General features: G+C 71.1%; 13 protein-coding genes and 1 tRNA gene. 2 read left to right on the forward strand and 12 right to left on the reverse strand.

Annotated features, from left to right (window positions below):
- Window positions 1-1380 (forward strand): dihydrolipoamide acetyltransferase family protein, encoded by a 1380-nt coding sequence (locus Q0C12_RS05020; protein ID WP_290887044.1) that lies wholly within the window; start codon window positions 1-3, stop codon window positions 1378-1380.
- Between the two features lie 3 nt (window positions 1381-1383).
- Here Q0C12_RS05020 and Q0C12_RS05025 read toward each other — a convergent pair whose 3' ends face one another.
- The 3 genes from Q0C12_RS05025 to Q0C12_RS05035 form a co-directional block, all read right to left on the reverse strand.
- Window positions 1384-2478 (reverse strand): diguanylate cyclase, encoded by a 1095-nt coding sequence (locus Q0C12_RS05025; RefSeq protein WP_290887047.1) that lies wholly within the window; start codon window positions 2476-2478, stop codon window positions 1384-1386.
- Window positions 2479-2608: 130 nt separating this feature from the next.
- Window positions 2609-2911 carry a hypothetical protein gene (locus Q0C12_RS05030; protein ID WP_290887086.1) on the reverse strand — a complete coding sequence of 101 codons (303 nt, stop codon included), beginning with the start codon at window positions 2909-2911 and terminating at the stop codon, window positions 2609-2611.
- A gap of 8 nt (window positions 2912-2919) precedes the next feature.
- On the reverse strand, window positions 2920-4245 hold the full coding sequence (locus Q0C12_RS05035; RefSeq protein ID WP_290887050.1) for a tryptophan--tRNA ligase: 1326 nt from the start codon (window positions 4243-4245) through the stop codon (window positions 2920-2922).
- A gap of 105 nt (window positions 4246-4350) precedes the next feature.
- Between Q0C12_RS05035 and Q0C12_RS05040 the strand changes: the two genes are divergently transcribed.
- Window positions 4351-5157, forward strand: coding sequence for a hypothetical protein (locus Q0C12_RS05040; protein ID WP_290887053.1), 807 nt, complete (start codon window positions 4351-4353; stop codon window positions 5155-5157).
- Between the two features lie 58 nt (window positions 5158-5215).
- Here the strand turns inward: Q0C12_RS05040 and Q0C12_RS05045 are convergent, their stop codons facing one another.
- The 9 genes from Q0C12_RS05045 to Q0C12_RS05085 all read right to left on the reverse strand — a co-directional run.
- Window positions 5216-5365: an entericidin A/B family lipoprotein gene (locus Q0C12_RS05045; protein ID WP_290887056.1), complete on the reverse strand. Its 150-nt coding sequence runs from the start codon at window positions 5363-5365 to the stop codon at window positions 5216-5218.
- A 106-nt stretch (window positions 5366-5471) separates the two neighbouring features.
- Complete coding sequence (gene rocF, locus Q0C12_RS05050; protein ID WP_290887059.1) at window positions 5472-6392, reverse strand: arginase; 921 nt, start codon at window positions 6390-6392, stop codon at window positions 5472-5474.
- Complete coding sequence (locus Q0C12_RS05055; RefSeq protein WP_290887062.1) at window positions 6389-6811, reverse strand: rhodanese-like domain-containing protein; 423 nt, start codon at window positions 6809-6811, stop codon at window positions 6389-6391. Before Q0C12_RS05055 ends, rocF begins: the two co-directional genes overlap by 4 nt.
- Before the next feature lie 79 nt (window positions 6812-6890).
- Window positions 6891-9320, reverse strand: a complete 2430-nt coding sequence (locus Q0C12_RS05060) for an EAL domain-containing protein (protein ID WP_290887065.1) — start codon at window positions 9318-9320, stop codon at window positions 6891-6893.
- Window positions 9320-9766 (reverse strand): response regulator, encoded by a 447-nt coding sequence (locus Q0C12_RS05065; protein WP_290887069.1) that lies wholly within the window; start codon window positions 9764-9766, stop codon window positions 9320-9322. Before Q0C12_RS05065 ends, Q0C12_RS05060 begins: the two co-directional genes overlap by 1 nt.
- Window positions 9767-9825: 59 nt before the next feature.
- Complete coding sequence (locus Q0C12_RS05070; RefSeq protein WP_290887072.1) at window positions 9826-15951, reverse strand: PAS domain S-box protein; 6126 nt, start codon at window positions 15949-15951, stop codon at window positions 9826-9828.
- 106 nt (window positions 15952-16057) lie between these two features.
- Window positions 16058-16133, reverse strand: a tRNA-Thr gene (locus Q0C12_RS05075).
- Window positions 16134-16184: 51 nt separating this feature from the next.
- Complete coding sequence (locus Q0C12_RS05080; protein ID WP_290887075.1) at window positions 16185-16841, reverse strand: SPOR domain-containing protein; 657 nt, start codon at window positions 16839-16841, stop codon at window positions 16185-16187.
- Window positions 16838-17307: type III pantothenate kinase (locus Q0C12_RS05085; RefSeq protein WP_290887078.1), on the reverse strand; the 470-nt coding region annotated here is incomplete at its 5' end. The genes Q0C12_RS05085 and Q0C12_RS05080, both read right to left, overlap by 4 nt.

A 17307-nucleotide genomic window follows, 5' to 3' on the forward strand; every position in this document is an offset into this window, starting at 1 on the left:
ATGAGCGAGAAGAAGCTGTTCCTGTTGCCCGACCTGGGCGAGGGCCTGCCCGACGCCGAGATCGTCGAGTGGCTGGTGAAGGTGGGCGACGTCGTGAAGCTTGACGAGCCGCTGGTGTCGATGGAGACCGCGAAGGCGGTGGTGGAGGTGCCCTCGCCGTATTCCGGCAAGGTGCTGCGCCTCGCCGGCGGTGCCGGCGACGTGATCGAGACCGGCCACTGGCTGGTCGAGGTCGAGATCGACCCCTCCCTGCCCCAGCGCGCCGATGCGCAAGACACCGGGCATTCGCACGGCCACAAGGGCGCCGGCAAGCCGGTGCCCAACGAGCCGTCGCGTGACGATGACGACGACACCACCGTGGTCGCCTCCGACACTGGCGGCGAGCTCCGCGAGGCGCCCGGCGACGGCGATGCCGGCACCGTGGTGGGCGCCATGGAAAGTTCCAACGCCGTGCGCAGCGAGCAGGCCATCGCGGTCGGTGGCGTGAAGGCCATGCCGGCCGTGCGCGCGCTGGCCAAGAAGCTCAAGGTCGACCTGGCCCGCGTCACGGCCACCGGCGCCAACGGCGACGTCACCCTCGCCGACGTCAAGCGCGCCGCCGCCAATCCCGCGCCTGCCGCAGCCGCCCCGCGCCCCACCCCTGTAGGAGGGCCTTCAGGCCCGAAGCCTTTCGCCGAGCGCCCGCAGCCCCCGGCCAAGAGCTTCGGGGTTAAAACCCCTCCTACAGACAGCGACGCGAAGCTGGACGTGGACGACCCGGTGCGCGGCGTGAAGCGCAACATGATCCGCACCATGTCGCAGGCGCACGCCGAAGTGGTGCCGACCTCGCTGATGGACGACGCCGACATCCACGCCTGGGCCCCGGGCGAGGACATCATGGCGCGCCTGATCCGCGCGCTGGGCGTGGCCGCGCAGGCCGTGCCGGCGCTCAACTCCTGGTTCAACGCCAAGGAAGGCACGCTGCGCCGCCACTCGCGGGTCGACGTGGGCATCGCCATCGACTCGCCCGACGGCCTGTTCGTGGCCAACCTGCGCGGCGCCGAGAAACTCGACGCCTGGCAGATCCGCGGCGAGCTCAACCGCATCCGCGACGGCGTGCGCACCCGCAGCCTGCCGCCCGAGGACCTGCGCGACTACACCCTGATGCTGTCGAACTTCGGCGTCTTCGCCGGCAAGTACGCCACGCCCGTGGTGGTGCCGCCCTGCGTCTGCATCGTCGGCGCCGGCCGCCTGTACCACGCGGTGGTGCCGGTGCTGGGCGGGCTGGAAACCCACCGCACGATGCCGATCTCGCTCACCTTCGACCACCGCGCCTGCACCGGCGGCGAGGCGGCCCGCTTCCTGCGCGCCCTGCTGGACGACCTGCAGCGCCCGAACTGAGCCTCAGTCCTCGTCGGCCTCGACGCGATTCCGGCCGCGCCGCTTGGCGCGATAGAGTGCCTGGTCGGCACGCTGGAACAAGGCCTCGGGCGCATCCCGCCCGGCCAGCCCCATCGCCAGCCCTGCCGACATCGTGACGGCCATCGGCAGGTCCGGCCGCGCGGCGACGTCGCCGCGGATGCGCTCGACCACCGTGCGCGCGCCGGCCAAAGGCGTACCGGGCATGATCACCAGGAACTCCTCGCCGCCGTAGCGCACGGCGATGTCGCCGCCGCGAACGGCGCGCCCGATCTCCTCGCCGACGATGCGCAGCACGGCATCGCCGGCCGAATGGCCCAGGGTGTCGTTGATGCGCTTGAAGTGGTCGATGTCCAGCACGGCGACCACGTAGGGTGCGTTCCTGGCGAACGACTGGAGCTTGTCCTCCTGGCGGATCTTCTCCAGGCCGGTGCGGTTCAGCAGCCCGGTCAGCGCATCGGTGCTGGCCTCGGTCGCCAGCTCGGTGTTCTCGGCCTCGAGCTGGCGCTGGTAGCGCAGCAGGTCACGCGTGAAAAGCTCGCGCTCGACCAGCTGGCGCTGGGCGTCGAGCTGGCCGCGGCGCGACTCGAGCAGCTGCACCGCCAGCCGCGCCAGGGCGCGCAGCGCGTCGCGCTGCCGCGGCGACAGTTCGCGCGGCTGGGTGTCGATCACGCATACCGTCCCGAGCGCGTGCCCGCCCGGCGCTACCATCGGCGCCCCCGCGTAGAAGCGCAGGTGGTCGGGGCCGGTGACCTGCGGGTAATCCCTGAACAGCGGATGCCGCGATGCATCGGTGACCACGGTGACCTCGTCCGGCCGGCGGATGGCGACGTCGCAGAAGGCGATGCCGCGTTCGGTTTCCTCGCCCTCGATGCCCTCCGAGGCCTTGAACCACTGGCGCTCTTCGTCGATGAAGGTCATCACTGCCTGCGGCGTGCCGCAGACCTGGCGGGCCAGGGCCACGATGTCGTCGTAGGCCTGCTCGGGCAACGTGTCCAGGATGCGGTAGCGACGCAAGGCGTCGATGCGTTCCTGCTCGGCCCCGGCGGGAATGGGCGGCGGCGCGGATTGCAGTTCCATACGGTCAACCTCCTCCGGCTGGCCTCCAGTGTAGGCCTCCACACCCTCCGCGCAAGCCGCTGCCACGGAACGGGTCACCGCGGGGTCAGGTTCCGAACCTGGCCCTGCCCTTGGCCGCGGGCGCGGGAAATCAGGCCTGGCGAAAGCGCATCCCGCGCCAGGACCAGGCAACGGCGATCACGGCGAGGAACGCCTTGTACGCCAGCAAACTGGCCAGTACCTGGCGCCAGATCGGGCCGGCCTCGATGCTGGTGCTGGCGATCGAATAGCCCCAGCGCCCTGCGACGAAGCTGGCCGCGAACGCCAGCGCCAGCATCGCCAGGTCGAAGTTGCGCCGCGCCGGCGTGCGCGCGAGCGTGCGCGGATAAAACCAGTACAGCGCAGCCAGGATCGCGAACCAGGGCAGGAAGAGGAGGATCGCGAGGTCGGCGATGTCGGCCATCAGGCGCCCTCCTCCGCGAAGGCCGCCAACGCGGCGGCCACTTCTTCCAGCAGCGCGTGCGCCGCGAGTTCGCCCATGGCGTCCTCGCCGAGGTGCACCACGCGACCCGCCGCTTCGCGCAGGCCGGCGCCGGCATCCGCCTTCAGGCGCGCGATGGCCTGCCCGGCCTCGCGCGGCGAGGCGTGGCCCAGGCCCAGCAACAGCTCACGCCCATCCGCCGCCACCAGCTTGAAGTGGAAGCGCCCATCGGCCTCGCGGTACTGCTTGAACTGGGGCATCGCCGCCTTCGCCTTCCCCGCCTTGGCCACGACCACCTGCTCGCGCAGGTCGCGCAGGCCCACGGCGTAGCGCAGTTCGGCCAGCAGCGGCGTGGCGATCCTGCGCGCCTTGATGGCGCCCTCGCGCAGGATGGCCTCGATCTCGATCGGCTTGGCCATCAGCGCCTCGTACTTCTCGCGCATGGGCGCGACCTCGGCGTCGATGCGCTCGAACAGCGCCTGCTTGGCGTCGCCCCAACCGATGCCGTCGGCAAAGGCCCGCGCAAAATCGTCCGACTGCTCCGGCGTCGAGAACGCCTGGTGCAGCTGGAACAGCGCCGAACCCTCGGTATCCTTCGCCTCCCCGGGCGCCCGCGAATCGGTCACGATCGAGAAGATGAGCTTCTTGAGCTCGTTGCGCGGCGCGAACAGCGGGATGGTGTTGTCGTAGCTCTTGCTCATCTTGCGGCCGTCGAGGCCGGGCAGCGTGGCCACGCTCTCCTCGATCGCGGCCTCGGGCAGCACGAAGTGCTCGCCGTACAGATGGTTGAAGCGCGCGCCGAAGTCGCGCGCCATCTCGATGTGCTGGATCTGGTCGCGCCCCACCGGCACCGAGTGCGCCTTGAACATCAGGATGTCGGCGGCCATCAGCACCGGGTACATGAAAAGACCTGCAGTGACGCCGGCATCGTCGTCCTCGCCCGCTTCGCGGTTGCGGTCCACCGCCGCCTTGTAGGCGTGCGCGCGGTTGAGCAGGCCCTTGCCGGCCACGCAGGTCAGCAGCCAGGTCAGCTCCGGGATCTCGGGAATGTCGGACTGGCGGTAGAACCACACCTTGTCCGGCTGCAGCCCGCAGGCCAGCCAGCTGGCCGCGATCTCGAGCGTCGAGCGCTGCACCCGCGCCGGGTCCTGCACCTTGATCAGCGCGTGGTAGTCGGCCAGGAAATAGAAGCTTTCCACGCCGGGGCGATGGCTGGCGGCGATCGCAGGGCGGATCGCGCCGGCGTAATTGCCCAGGTGCGGGGTGCCGGAGGTGGTGATGCCGGTAAGGACGCGGGTCGCGGGCATGGGGTCGTCTGCTGTGTGAACGCAGGCATTTTAGCCCGCCCGGGACGCCAACCCCGTTTGCCGGCGCGGAACGTTGAAATCCGCGTCCAACCCCGGAGCCCGCCCATGAAACGCCTGATCCCCGCCCTCTTCGCCCTGGCCGCGCTGGCCAGCCTGCCCGCCGCCGCCCGGTCCGCGGCCCTCGTGGACCTGCAGGTCGTGGACCTGGACCGCCACGAAACCCTGCCCCGCCACCCGCACCACGGCCGCGAGTTCATCGAGGGCCGCCCCGGCCACCGCTACGCCGTGGTGCTGCAGAACCTCACCGGCGAGCGCGTGCTGGCCGTGGTGTCGGTGGACGGCGTGAACGCCATCAGCGGCGAAACCGCCGGCGCCGCGCAGGCCGGCTACGTGCTGGGCCCCTGGCAGCGCATGGAGGTGCGCGGCTGGCGCAAGAGCCTCTCGGAAGTCGCCGAGTTCGAGTTCACTGCACTGGGCGACAGCTACGCCGCGCGCACCGGCCGCCCCGGCAACGTCGGCGTGATTGGCGTCGCCGCCTTCCGCGAACGCCGCCCGCCGCCGCCGCGCTGGGAAAACGAGATTGCCCAGGCCGAGCCCGCACCGGCCGCCAAGGCCCGGGCCGGCACCGCCGACGCGGCCGCGCCCGAGGCCGCCGCCGAGGGCGCGCGCTCGCGCCGATATGCCGAATCGGCCCAGCGCCAGCAGCTGGGCACCGGGCACGGCCAGCGCCGCTGGGACGCCGCCACCACCACCCACTTCGAGCGCGAAAGCCGGCGCCCGAACCAGGTGCTGTCGCTGTGGTACGACAGCACCGATGCGCTGGTCGCCCGCGGCGTGCTGCCCGCGCGCTGGCCGCATCCGCACCGCCAGCCCGAGGCCTTCCCGATCGGCTTCGTCCCCGATCCCCGCTGAAAAAATGTAGGAGGGCCGGGCATTGCTGCCCGGCCCTTCGGCGTCGCGTGTCGCGGGATCAGTTCTTGGCTTCGCCTGCGGCTTCCTCGAGCTCGCTGCCGGCCTTCTTGACGTCCTTGCCGAAGCCCTCGACGGTGTTGCAGCCCGACAGGGCGAACGCGGCGAGCAGGGACAACAGCACGATCTGGAACGAACGGACACGGGTCATGGCGACCTCCTTTTTTGTTGTGGTGGCCAGAGTCTATTCCGGCCGGATGCACAGTCAATAAACGGCGGGTGATTTCACCCCGGATTCACGCGAAAACGGGCCCGGTTCAGTCGCGCATCAGCGTCGATTTGCCGAACAGGCTTTCCACCAGGTCCACGGCCAGCAGCCCGGTGCGGTTGTGGTCGTCGAAGGCCGGGTTGAGCTCGACGATGTCCAGCGAGCCCAGGCGGCCGGTGTCGGCGATCATCTCCATCACCAGCTGCGCCTCGCGGTAGTTGGGGCCGCCGGGCACGGTGGTGCCGACGCCGGGCGCGATCGCCGGGTCCAGGAAATCCACGTCGAAGCTGACGTGCACATGGGTGTCGGCGTCCACGCCCTCGAGCGCCTTCTCCATCGCGCGCTTCATGCCGAACTCGTCGATGTAGCGCATGTCGTAGATGTCGAGGCCGTATTCCTTCACCAGCCGCTTCTCGCCCTGGTCCACCGAGCGGATGCCGATCTGGCGGATCTCGGACGGCTGGATCGCCGGCGCGCGGCCGTCCAGGTTCACCAGCGCGTCCGGGCCCAGGCCGCACAGGCAGGCCACGGGCATGCCGTGCACGTTGCCGGAGGGCGTGACCTGGCTGGTGTTGAAGTCGGCGTGGGCGTCGAGCCAGAGCACGCGCAGCTTCTTGCCGGTCTCGCGGCAGTGGCGGGCGACGGCGGTGATGCTGCCCACGCCCAGGCAGTGGTCGCCCCCGAGCAGGATCGGCAGGCGGCCAGCTTTGAGCTGTTCGCCCATGGCGTCCATCACCATGCGGTTCCAGGCGACGACTTCGGCCAGGTGGCGGTAGCCGTCGGTAGGCGGCAACCAGGGGTTGTAGGGGCCGAGCAGGTTGCCGGTGTCGCGCACCTCGAGCCCCCGCTCGCGCAGGGCCTCGGCCAGGCCGGCGACGCGCAGCGCCTCCGGGCCCATGCTGGCGCCGCGATGGCCGGCGCCGATGTCGGTGGGGGCGCCGATCAGCGCAATCGAGCGGGAAAGACTCACTGGCCCGACTCCACGGCTTCGGGGGTGGCCACCGGTCGGCCCTCGGCCTCCCATCTCAGCCAGCTGCCCTCGATCTGCCGCACCTCGACGCCCGCCTTGGCCAGCACCTCTTCGGCGCTGGTGGCGCGCTTGCCGCTGCGGCAGTACACCAGCACCCAGGGGCGGTCGGCGGCCTCGACTTCGGCCAGCCGCGCAGCCAGCTGGTCGTGCGGGATGTTCACGGCGCCCGCGACGTGGCCGGCCGCGAACTCCTCGGGGCTGCGCACGTCCAGCAGCAGGGGTGCGTCGGGGCGCGCGGTGATTTCCGCGACCGCGGCGGGCGAAACATCGGGGCGGCCGGCCAGCGCCGCGATCGGCAGCAGGCAGGCCAGCAGCAGGCCCTGGCGGACCTGGGGAAGCAGCGTCGGATGACGGCGCATGGGCGCGTCCTCGCGTGGTGTGGGGCCCTCAGGATAAGCCCGCCGCCGTACGGGCCGCCACCCGCGGCAAAGCCGCGGTTCAGTCGCGCGGGAACTTGCGGTCGATCTCGTCGGCGGGCACCGGGCGGCCAAAGTGGAAGCCCTGCAGCTCGTCGCAGCCGATCTGGCGCAGGAACCCGGCCTGGGCCTCGTTCTCCACGCCCTCGGCCGCCACCCGCATGCGCAGCTGGTGCGCCATGGCGACGATGGTGCGCGCGATCACGGCATCGTCGGTGCTCTCGGGCAGGTCGCGGACGAAGCTGCGGTCGATCTTGAGCTTGTCCAGCGAGAACTCGCGCAGGTAGGACAGGCTGGAATACCCGGTGCCGAAATCGTCCAGCGACAGCGACACGCCCAGCGCCTTGAGCTCGGCCAAGCGGCCCTGCACGCGCTCGACGTTCTCCATCAGCGAGCTTTCGGTCAGCTCGATCTCCAGCATGGTCGCCGGCACGCCGTGGCGCGCCAGCGCCTCGCGCACCTGCTCGACGATATCCGGCCGCTGCAGCTGCTGGGCCGAGAAGTTCACCGCCACCGTGAAGCCATCGCGTCCCTGGTCGCGCCAGGCGCGCAGTTGGCGGCAGGCCTCGTTGAGCACCCACAGGCCGACCTCCGGCATCAGGCCCAGCGACTCGGCGATGGGAATGAAGCGACCCGGCGGCACCGGGCCCAGGTCGGGGCTGGTCCAGCGCACCAGCGCCTCGAAGCCGGTGATGCGCAGGTCGGTGGCGGCCAGCTGCGGCTGGTAGTGAAGGCTCAGCTCGTCGCGGGCGATGGCTTCGCGCAAGCGTGCACCAAGCACCAGGCGGTCCTCGAGCTCTTGCATCTGGGTGGCGGAGAACTCGCAGATGCTGTCGCGGCCCTGGCGCTTGGCCCGGGTCATCGCGGCCTCGGCGCGGCGCAGCAGCTCCATGCCGCTGTCGCCGTGCTCGGGCGAGCGGCTGATGCCGATGCTGGCGGTGAGGAAGAGCTTGTAGCCATCGCCCTCGATCGGCTGCGCCACCGCGGTGCGCACCCGGCGGGCCATGTCCATCGCGCCTGCGCTGTCGACGCCCGGTGCGATCGCCACGAACTCGTCGCCGGCGAAGCGCGACAGGAAGCCACGCCCGCCGACCTCGGGACCGATGCGCGCGGCCAGCACCTCCAGGGCCTCGTCGCCGATCAGGTGGCCCATGGATTCGTTGATGGCGTGGAAGTGGTCGATGTCGATGAACAGCACCGACACCTCGGAACCCTCTTCAGCGAGCAGGTCGCCCAGGGTGGCCTCGAGCACCGGGAAGCGCTGCAGCCCGGTCACGGCGTCGTGGCTGGCGGTATAGGCCAGCTCGGCCTCGACCCGGTGGCGCTCGGTGAGGTCGTTCTGGACGCCGACGTAATTCACCAGCTGTCCGTGCTCGTCGAGCACGGGCGAGATGAACAGGTGGTTCCAGAAATGGCTGCCGTCCTTGCGGCGGTTGCTCACTATCACGTTGCAGTCTCGCTGCTCGCGCAGGGCGGCGCGCATGATGTCGACCTCGGCCTCGCTGGTGGCCTCATCCTGCAGGAAACGGCAGTTCTTGCCCACGGCCTCGGCCGCCGGATAGCCGGTCATCTCCTCGAAGGCCGGGTTCACGTAGACGATGGGGTTGTCCGGCTGGCGCGGGTCGGTGATGACGATGCCGTTGATGCTCGATTCCACCGCGCGCTCGAGCAGCAGCAACCGCTCCTCGGCGGTGCGGCGGGCGCTGATGTCGTTGGCGATCACCTGCCGGCAGGGCCGGCCGTCGAGCACCAGGCTATGGCTGGTGACCTCGACCCAGAGCGTGCCGCCGTCCTTGCGCAGGTGCTGCCAGACGCCGGCGAAGCCATCGTGGCCGCCGCGACCCGACAGGTACTCCCGCAGGCGGTCGGCCTCGGCCGGGCTCCGGATGTCGGCGATGGTCATCATGGCCAGTTCGTCGCGGCTGTAGCCGTAGTTGGCCACCATCGCGTCGTTCACCGCCACGAAGCGAAGGGTCTGGGTGTCGTAGACCCAGGCCGGGAACGGATTGCGGTTGAAGAGTTTCTGGTAGCGCTGGCGGGCCTCGTCCAGCTCGCCGACCTGGCGCGCGCGTTCGGCGGCATAGCGCAGCGAGCGGGCCAGCTTCTCGCCGTCGATGTTGCCCTTGATCAGGTAGTCGGCGGCGCCGGCGTCGAGCGCCTCGCGGTCCACTTCATCATTGCCCTGGCCGGTGAGCATGATCACCGGGCGGTGCGCGCTGCCCTCGGCCACCGCCAGCCGCACCAGGTCCAGGCCGTTGTCCGGGCCCAGCAGGTAGTCGACCAGGTAAACGTCGTAGCTGGCGGCGCGCAGCGCCACGATGCCCTGCTGAAGCGTCGGCACCCAGTCGAGCGTGAACTGGCCGGCGGGGAAATCCGCCAGCAGGTCGCGGAGGATCAGGAAGTCCTCCTCGTCATCGTCCACCACCAGCACGCGAAGATGGATCGGTCGCATCATTTAGCGGGGTGCCCCACGGGCGGCAGGTCGACGATCTGCAGCCAGTACTTGCCCAGGGTCTGCACCACTTCGATCAGCGCGGCGAAGCTGACCGGCTTGGTGATGAAGGAGTTGGCGCCGTCGCTGTAGCTGTTGGCCACGTCCTCCTCGGCCTTGGACGTGGTCAGCACCACCACCGGGATTTCGCGCAGCGCGGGGTCGGCCTTGATCTCGCGCAGGGCCTCGCGGCCGTCCTTGCGGGGCATGTTCAGGTCGAGCAGGATCAGGCCGGGCATCGGGAAGCGCGCGGCGTCGGCATACGGGCCGCGGCGCTTGAGGTAGTCCATCAGTTCCTCGCCGTCGGCCACGAACTGCAGCGGGTTGCCCAGGCGGCATTCCTGGAATGCCTCGCGGGTCATCAACCTATCGTCGGCATCGTCCTCGGCCATCAGGATGGTGATCAACGGGGGGCTCCCAGGACAGGCATTCAGGACCGCTCCAAATCTAACCCACTTTCGTGCCTTCACCCCAGCCCGCCGGATGGCAGGGGCGGGGCCGCGGCTTCGGCGGGCTGCCGGGCCGGCAACACGAGGATGAACGCAGCGCCCTCGCCGGGCCGGCCTTCGGCACGGATGGCGCCGCGGTGGCGCTCGGCGATGCGGCGGACGATGGCCAGGCCGATGCCCGTGCCCTCGTAGTCCTGGCGGCCGTGAAGACGCTGGAAGGGGCCGAAGATCTTCTCCGCGTACCTGGGTTCGAAGCCGATCCCGTTGTCCTCGATGCGCAGCTCCCAGGCCGGGGCACCCTCGCGTGTCGCCGGCGTGGCCGCGATCCGGACGCGCGGCGGCCGGTCCGGGGAGCGGAACTTCAGCGCGTTCGCCAGCAGGTTCTGCAGCAGCTGGCGCATCTGCGTCGGGTCGGCCTCCAGCGTCGGCAAGGCCCCGCTTTCGATCCGGCCGCCGCTGGAGTCCAGGAGCGCTTCGAGGTCCTCGGTCACTTCCGACAGCACCTTGCCAAGGTCCACCTGCGCGAAAGGCTTGCCGCGCGCCACCACTCGCGAGTACGCCAGCAGGTCGTCGATCAGCGTCTGCATGCGCGCCGCGGCCTGGCCGGTGCGGTCGAGGTAGTCGCGCGCCTCGGGCGCCAGCTGGGCGGCGTGGCGCTCCTGCAGGCGGTCGGAAAAGGCGCGGATCTTGCGTAGCGGCTCCTGCAGGTCGTGCGAGGCGATGAAGGCGAAGTCCTGCAGCTCGCGGTTGCGGTTGTTGAGGTCGGCCAGCGTCTGTCGCAGCGCCTGCTCGGCCCGGCGGCGCTCGGTGATGTCGCGGCCCACGCCATAGACCAGGCCATCCGCGCCCGGCACCGAGATCCAGTCGATCCAGCGCACCGCGCCGTCCTTGCGCACGTAGCGGTTCTCGAAGTGCAGCGGCACCGGCACCCGGGCCTTGAGCCGCGCGGCGCGGTCGCGGGTGGCGCCGTGGTCGTCGGGATGGATGAAGTTGGTGAACTCGCGGCTGCAAAGTTCCTCGGCGCTGTACCCGGTGACCTCGGTGAACACCGGGTTGACCTGCAGCCAGCGCCGGATCGTCGGGTCGAAGATGACGAAGATCTCGGCCGACATGTCGAAGAAACGGTCGCGCACGCTCAGGCGCTCGATCAGGCGCGCGCGCTCGATCGCGATCGAGGCCATCTGCGCGAACTGCATCGCCACCAGCTGGTCGTCCTCGGTGAACTCGCCCTTTTGCTTGTCGCTCAGCTGCAGCAGGCCCATGTTGCGGCCGGCGCTGTCCACCAGCGGCACCGCCAGCCAGCCGCGCAGCGGTGGATGGTCCTTGGCATGCGGCCCGAAGCCGCGCCAGCGCGGGTGGGCCACGAGTTCGGCCTGGGTCAGGCGCATCGGCTGGTTGGTCTCGGCCACCAGCGCATAGATGCCGCTGTTGTCGGCGGGCGTCGCGTAGTCGCGCCACTTCGCGTACTTCTCGGCGAGCGATACGGCGTGGATCTGGTGCTCCGTCCCGCCCAGGATCACGCTGGCGACGGCCTGGTTCGCGCCCAGGATGCCGCGCGCCTGGTCAGCCAGCAGCTGGTAGAGCTCCTTCTCGGCGATGTCGCGGTTGAGCAGGATCGCCGCGTCGCTAAGCCGCTGCAGCTGGCGGCTGTTGTTCTCGGCGACGTCCAGCGCCTCGGCCAATTCGCGCTGGTGCTTGCGCAGCAGGCTGATGTCCTGGGCGATGCCGAACACGCCGGTGACGCGGCCGTCCACCACGATCGGCAGGTTGGTGACGCGCATGTCCAGCCGTTGGCCACTCTCGAGCACGGCGGTGGCCTCGTAGGAGCGGGCCTCGCCGCGCACCACGGCGCTGAAGTGGGCCCGCACCATCTCGCGCTGCTCGGGCGCCACGTTGGCGTCGAACATCTGCCCGCGCACCTGCTCGATGGTGAGGCCGGTGGCGTGAAGGCGGCCGTTGTAGTCGGTGTAGCGGCCATCGAGGTCCATGGCGAACACCGCATCGGGATGCTCGTCGAACAGCGAGCGGAAACGCTGCTCGCTGAGCTGGATGCGCTGGTAGTCCGACACCTGTTCCACCGCCATCGCCACCATCGCCGCCAGGCTGTCCACCACGTCCAGCTCGGCAGCGGTCGGCGAACGCGGCTGGCGGTAGTAGGTAGCGAAGGTGGCCAGCACCTGGCCCCGGGCCGACAGCACCGGCGTCGACCAACAGGCGCGCAGGCCGTGCTCCTGCGCGACGGCGCGGTAGTCGTCCCACAGCGGGTCGGCGTCGATGTCGGCCACCACCACGCGCTCGCGGCGCCAGGCGGCGGTGCCGCAGGAGCCGGCCTTGGGGCCAATCCGCTGGCCGTGCACGGCCAGGCTGAAGGCCTCGGGCAGGTCCGGTGCCGCGCCGGTCAGCACCCGTTCGCCGGCCTCGTCGAGCAGCAGCACCGAGCACATCGCCTCGGGATACTGCAGCTGGAAGAGTCGCGCCACCGCCTCGAGGGTGTCTCGCAGCGGCTGGCGGGCGGCGATGCCGGCCAGCACCGCGCGCTGCCCGGCCTCGAGCCGCTGCGCCAGCTTCGCGGCGGTGATGTCGCGGATGAAGCCGGTAAAGGCACGCCCGGCCTCGGACGCGACCTCGGTGATCGACAGCTCGACCTGGATCTCCTCGCCGTCGGCGCGCAGCGCCGGCAGCTCCAGCCGCCGTCCCAGCACCCGCTGCTCGCCGGTGTCGAGGAAATGGCGCATCCCCGCCTCGTGCGCCGCGCGCATCGCCGGCGGGATGATCACGTCGGAAAGCAGGCGCCCCACCACGTCGGCGCGGGCATGTCCGAACGTTCGCTCGGCCGCCGCGTTGAACTCGAGGATGCGGCCATCGTCACCCATGGTGATGATGCAGTCGAAGGCGCTCTCGACCGTGGTGCGCATGCGCTGCTCGCTCTCGCGCAGGCGGCGTTCCTGCTGCTTGCGCTCGGTGATGTCGTGCATGGCGACCACTGCACCCAGCAGTCCGCCGCCCGGCGCGCGGATCTGCTCGCCGCTGCAAAGCACGAGCCGACGCGGCAGGTTCTTCGGCGCGATCACCATCTCGACCTCGCGCACCGCCTCGCCGCGCAGCGCGCGGAACAGCGGTACCTCCTCCATCTGCATCGGGGTGACGCCGTCGGGGTGGTAAAGGTCGTAGTGGGCCGCCCAGTCCTTGGCCTCCAGCGCCTGCTCGGGCAGCCCATGCAGCTCGCAGGTGGCCTGGTTGAACAGCGTCATGATGCCGTTGGCATCGCAGGCAACGATGCCCTCGGACAGGCTGTCGAGCGTGACCTTCAGGAATTCCCGCTCCTGCTGAAGCACCGCCTCCGCCTGCTTGCGCTCCGAGATGTCCTGGAAGGCGCCCTGCACGCGCACCACCTTGCCCTGGGCGTCGAACACGGGCCGGCCCAAGGCACGAACCCAGACCTGGTTGCCGCTGGCGGTGAGCAGCACCAATTGTTCATCGTAGGGCTGGCCGTTCTCCACGCAGTCGAGGAACGCCGCGCGGATGCGCTCCCTGTACTCCGGGGCATAGAAGTTGATGGCCTCCTCCAGCGGCGGCGAGTATCCCGCCGGGCGCTCGTGGATCGCGGCCACCTCCTCCGACCAGACCACGCGCCGCTCCGCCAGGTCCACGTACCAGCCGCCCAGCCGCGCGGCCTGGCCGGCGATGCGCAGCAGCAGCTCGCTGCGCTCGAGCTGCTCCTGGGTGCGCTTGCGCTCCGTGATGTCCTGCACGCTGCCTGCCAGCAGCCAGGGTGTACCGGACTCGTCGCGCAGCAGCCGCGCGCGCTCGTGGACGTGGCCCACGCTGCCATCCGGGCGCAGGATGCGGTGCTCGATGTCGAGGTCGGGGCCACCTGCGAGCGTGGCTTGCTGCGCCTGCTCCAGGACGGGCAGGTCGTCGGGATGCACGCGCGCCGCGAACGCCTCGAACGTGCCGGCGAACTCCTCCGGGCGGGTCGCGAAGATCGAGTACACCTCGTCCGACCAGACCAGCCGGTTGGCTTGGATATCCAACTCCCAGGCACCCATGCGCGCCACCCGCTGCGCGCGCTGCAGGCTCTCCTTGGCCTCGCGCAGGGCCTGCGACTGCCGCTCAGCCTCGGTGGCATCGCGGGCCACGGCGAACACCAGGCGCTCGCGCGGCGACCACACCAGCGACCACTGCATGATGACCTGGCGCCCGTCGCGGGCGATGTGGCGGTTGCGGAAGTCCAGGGTCGGCCGGCCCGCCAGCACGCCGGCCAGGGCCCGGTGGGTGTGGCCGCGGTCGTCGGGGTGCACCAGGTCGGCCACCGGCCGGCCCAGCAGTTCGTTCGGCGGGTAGCCCCAGACCGTGGCGCTGGCGGCACTGACCTGGCTGAAGCGGCCGTTGGCATCGATCGCGCAGATGACGTCGAGCGAGTTGTCCATCACCAGGCGGTTGAGCACCAGCGACTGTTCCAGGCGCCGGGTCAGCTCGCGCAGGGCGTCCTCGGCGCGGCGACGCTCGGTGATGTCCTGCACCGCACCGGCGGCGAACAGCGGCTGCCCCTGCGCGTCCCGCACCAGCGTGGCGACTTCGCGCACGGCGCGGGTCTCGCCGTCCGGCCGCAGCACCTTGTACTCGAGGTCGATGTCGCCCTCGCCGGCGTGCAGGCGGCGATGGGCCTCCTGCACGCGCGCCCGGTCGTCGAAGGCCACCCGCTCGAGCAGCGCGGGCAGCCCGCGCGCCATGCGCTGTCCCGACAGGCCGAAGATGCGCAGCACGTCCTCCGACCAGTCGAGCTCGCCGGTCGCCAGGTCGTACTCCCAGGCCCCCAGCTGGGCCAGGCGCTGGGCGCGGGCCGAGCCGTCGCGGGCGCGCGCCAGCGCCAGCTCGGCGCGCTTGCGGTCGCTGATGTCCTGGAAGTAGACCGCCAGCCCGTTGGGGTGCGGGAAAACGCGCACCGCGTACCAGCTGTCCAGTGGCGGGAAGAACGCCTCGAACACGACCGTGCGCCGCTCTTCGGCCGCGACCCGGAACTGCCGCTCGATCTCGGTGCCGCGGGCGTCGGGGAAGGCCTCCCACACCACCTGGCCCGCCAGCTCGCCGGGACCGCGCCTCATCATCTGCTCGGCGCGCGGGTTCACCAGCACGAATCGCCAGTCGCGGTCGAGCGTGTAGAAGGCATCGCTGATGCTCGCGAACACGCTCCCCAACTCGCGCTCGGCGTGGGCCAGGGCGGTGCGGGCGCGCTCGTGGCCCGCGATCTGCTCCCGCAGCGCGGCGCCGCTGCGCTCGGCCAGTTCGGCGCGCTCGCGGGCCACGGCCGCCAGCCGCAGCGCCAGCGCCAGCAGCCCGCCGGTGGCCAGGCCGGTGAACAGCAGCAGGTTGGCGAAATTGCCGGAGCCCGGGGGCGGGGGAATCGGCCAAAGCTCGATCCGCAAGGGCGCATCCAGCAGCCGGACTTCGCGCACCAGCCCCGGGGCGCCGGCGGGCTCGCCACGGCGGAACACCGGGGCCTGCGCGCGCCGCAGCACGAGCTCGTTCGGGGGCGCACTGGCGGCGAGGATGGCCGGGAAAAGCCGCTCGTACTCGATGGCGGCCACCACGAAGCCAATCACTTCCCCGTCGCGTTCGGCCCGGGTGACCAGCAGTTCGCCGCGATCGGTGGGATCCCTGGCGGCGGCGTCGCCGGTGGGGCGGAAGAGCTCGGCCAGGCCGGCCTCCAGGTCCACGTGCCGACCGAGCAGGTCGGGTGCGTTGTCCAGCCGCGTGTGGACCTGGCGTGCGATGCCGTCCTGGTCGGTCCAGACCAAGGCCGCCAGGCTGGGGTAGTCCCGAAGGTACAGCTCGGCATCGAGCTGGAAGTAGGACTGGCGCGTGGCTTCGTCCGGTGCCCGGCCCATCCGCGCGGCCAGCCGCGCCAGCGCGCTGGCGCGGGCCGCCACGCCTTCCTGCAGCGTGCGTTCCACCGCGTCCATCTGGCGAACCAGGGCCACCTGGTCGCGGGTAGCCTGGTCCATCCGGATGCCGAACCAGACCAGGAGCGTGGTCAGGGTCGCCGCCAGCGAGACGATCAGCGGCAGCCAGACGCGACGCCACCGGCTTCCGCCGCCGGTGCCCCGCGGGCCTGCTGCTTCGATGGCGTCCTCGATTCCCATGCGCGAAGCGGGTTCCCGCAGCCGATTCAGCCGGATTGCCTTGCGCCAATAGAAGCGCAATTCGGGGGGGAACACCATGGCCGGAATTCTCGGCCAGGGCGGTGAATGGTGCCGGCACCCGGGATCGAACTGGGGACCTACCGCTTACAAGGCGGTTGCTCTACCAACTGAGCTATGCCGGCAATGGCGGGATTCTAACCCGCGCCACGGCGACGCGACGAAGGGAGGCCGGGTCACTCGCAGGCCACCGTGCGCGCCTCGATCCCGGTGCTGCGCGGCAGCAGCGGGCGCCATTCGAAGTCCGGTTCGGCCGCAAGGTCGATCCACCACTGCGCGGCGTCCTCCGTGCGCGGCTCGAGCACGGCCTGGAAGCCGAGCGCCGCCAGCTCCTCGCGGCGGTTGTTGGCATTGCCGAGATCGCGGAACAGGCCCAGCGACACGGTGTTCTCCTGGGCGCCGGCGGTGACCACGTAGTAGTCGCGCACGCCGCGCGCGGCAAGCTGGCGCGCGGTCGCCAGCGCCGCCTCGCGGCTGCCGGCGGCCGGCAGGTAGACGCGGTAGCCGCGCAATTGCGTCGCCGGCACCTCGCGGAACTGGATGCGTGCGACGCCGGGCGTGAGCGCGGCCATGGCCGCGCGCAGTTCCGCCGGCGTGCCGAACGGTCCGAGGCTCAGGCAGGCGGGTTCGGCCGGCAGCGGCACCGGCACCGCGCCCAGTTCGGCGGCATCGGGCGACGGCGGCGCCTCGGCCTCGCCCAGCAGCACCAGGCTGCCGACGCCATCGTCGCGCGCCGGCGGGGCCAGCGGCAGCGGCGGGTCGTGCAGCGCCCACCAGGCGGCGACGCCCAGGTTCAGGCAGATCAGCAGCACCGCCAGTCCACGCAGGATCATTCGTCCTTGTCCCTCTTTACGGCGGCATAGACCGCCAGGCCTTCCAGCACCAGCCCGGGCGCGGATTCGGATTCCATTTCCAGCCATTCCTGCAGGCGCGGCGCGCCGCCGCCGCTGACCAGCACGCGCGGCGCCACGCCCAGCAGGCGGATCGCCTGGCGATGGCAGCGCTCGACCAGGCCGACCGCAGCGCCGACGCTGCCGCCCGCAAGGGCATCGGCGGTGTCGGTGGCGAAATCGCAGGCCTCGCCGCCGGCGTAGGCCAGCGCCGGGAAGCGCGCGGCCAGCGCCGCGCGCATGTGTTCGGGGCTGGGGGCGATCACGCCGCCGCGGTGTTGGCCGCTGCCGTCAAGCAGGTCGACGGTGAGCGCGCTGCCGGCCGACACCGTGAGCCACGGACCCGGGCCGCGCGCGTGCGCGCCCACGAGGCCCAGGAACCGGTCCACGCCCAGGCGCGCCGGCTCGG

Origin of the sequence: Arenimonas sp. (assembly GCF_022842045.1) — a bacterium.
Classification (GTDB): Bacteria; Pseudomonadota; Gammaproteobacteria; order Xanthomonadales; family Xanthomonadaceae; genus Arenimonas.